At 54.0% G+C, this 1,802-nt stretch carries 2 protein-coding genes; one reads left to right on the top strand and one right to left on the bottom strand.

Annotated features, from left to right (window positions below; genetic code table 11):
• Window positions 1–62: 62 nt before the first annotated feature.
• Window positions 63–467, bottom strand: coding sequence for an IS200/IS605-like element ISAs26 family transposase (gene tnpA, locus BN1127_RS14005; RefSeq protein WP_010674034.1), 405 nt, complete (start codon window positions 465–467; stop codon window positions 63–65).
• 57 nt (window positions 468–524) lie between these two features.
• Here tnpA and BN1127_RS14000 point away from each other — a divergent pair, with 57 nt between their 5' ends.
• Window positions 525–1,751 (top strand): RNA-guided endonuclease InsQ/TnpB family protein, encoded by a 1,227-nt coding sequence (locus tag BN1127_RS14000; RefSeq protein WP_021141234.1) that lies wholly within the window; start codon window positions 525–527, stop codon window positions 1,749–1,751.
• Window positions 1,752–1,802 lie beyond the last annotated feature (51 nt).

Below are 1,802 nucleotides of genomic sequence, written 5' to 3'. Positions count from 1 at the left end.
CCATCTTAAATGCGAAAGGGGACTCCCTCCGACGTAGGTGGGAGGGGAATTTCGCCGGGGCGTCAGCCCCGCTGGTTTTGAATGTATTGCTTGATCACCTCCAACGGTGCTCCGCCGCAAGAGCCCGCAAAGTAAGAGCGTGACCAGAGTACGGGTTTGCTGTAAGCACCTCTCAAGTCCAGAAATTCATTACGCAGTCGCCTTGATGTGACCGCCTTTAACGAGTTCACCAGTACCGATAGCTGCACCGTTGGCGCGTACTCTATCAGCATGTGAACATGATCAGCCTCTCCGTCACACTCTTTCAGTTCCGCACCAAAATCTCTGCAAACCTCTGCCGCACACTGACCGAAGGAAGCGTGATGCAGATCCCCCAATATCGGCTTTCGATACTTGGTGATAAACACCAAATGTACGTGCAAAACGTAGGCCGCATGGCGTGATTTATTAATTTTAGTGAATTGCATTCTGTCACTCAATCGGGCTTAATAGATATGGCAATAATGCTACACACTGAGCGCTAAATGCAAATTCTGAAAGCCTACAAATTCCGACTCGAACCGACCGAACAACAAGCGCAACGCCTGCGCCAGTTGGGCGGTTGTGCTCGTTATGTCTGGAATCACGGGCTGGCAGAAACCAAACGCATTCTGGATGCTGGCGAAAAACTGCCTTCTGCCTTTGAGCTGAACAGGATGCTCACCAGTTGGAAGAAAGACCCAGAAATGGCCTTTCTGGCCGAGGCATATACCGACAACCTCCAGCAGAAGCTCAAGGATTTGCATGGCGCGTGGATGCGCTGCTTTGATAAGAAACTCGCCGCCAAGGCACCCGTATTCAAGAAAAAAAGCGACAACCGCGACGCTATCCGGTTCGTCAACTTCGACAAGTATTGCCGCCTTGAAAAGGGTCGCGTGAAGCTGCCTGCCGGGCTGGCGTGGGTCAAGTTCCGTCAGTCCCAGCCAGTTGAAGGGAAAATTAAAAACGCGACCGTCAGCCAAGCAGCCGGGCACTGGTATATCTCCTTTCAGGTCGAGCAGGAGACGCTTGAGCCAATTCACCCCTCCGGCTCAATGGTCGGGCTAGATGCGGGGATCGCCAAGCTCGCAACCCTGTCAGACGGCACGGTGTTTGAGCCCGTCAACAGCTTCAAAACCAATCAGACCAAGCTGGCAAGGCTCCAACGCCAGTTGAGCAAAAAGGTAAAGTTCAGCAGCAACTGGAAGAAACAAAAAGCCAAGATCCAGCGGCTGCACTCACATATCGCCAATACCCGCCGCGATTACCTTCACAAGGTCACAACGACTATCAGCAAAAACCACGCGATGATCGTCATTGAGGATTTGAAGGTTGCCAGCATGTCAAAATCAGCAGCGGGCACGACCAGCCAGCCGGGGCGCAACGTCCGGGCAAAATCAGGGCTGAATCGTTCGATATTAGATCAGGGCTGGTTTGAGCTGCGCCGCCAGCTCGAATATAAGCAGGCATGGCGAGGCGGTCAGGTGTTGGCGATAAACCCGGCCTACACCAGCCAGCAGTGCGCCTGTTGTGGGCATACTGCGAAGGATAACCGCCAGACGCAAAGCCAGTTTAAATGCGCTGCGTGTGGTTATGAGGCGAACGCCGATGTGAACGGCGCTCGCAATATTTTAGCGGCGGGACACGCCGTTTTAGCCTGTGGAGGCGTGGTGCAATCAGGCCGCCCGATGAAGCAGGAACCCGGTACTGCGCGAGCAGCTATCACCCAGTAATGGGAATCCCCCTCCTGTGACGCGAAGCGCTAAGGTGGGGGAGGATGTCAA

It is taken from the genome of Aeromonas media (genome assembly GCF_000819985.1).
Classification (GTDB): domain Bacteria; phylum Pseudomonadota; class Gammaproteobacteria; order Enterobacterales; family Aeromonadaceae; genus Aeromonas; species Aeromonas media.
The sequence above is the reverse complement of the archived record's forward strand: the minus strand, read 5'-3'. Positions and strand labels throughout refer to the sequence as shown.

Excerpts from the sequence above, each read along its gene's own strand:
- tnpA (WP_010674034.1), bottom strand. The coding sequence starts at position 467 with ATGCAATTCACTAAAATTAATAAATCACGCCATGCGGCCTACGTTTTG.
- BN1127_RS14000 (WP_021141234.1), top strand. The coding sequence starts at position 525 with ATGCAAATTCTGAAAGCCTACAAATTCCGACTCGAACCGACCGAACAA.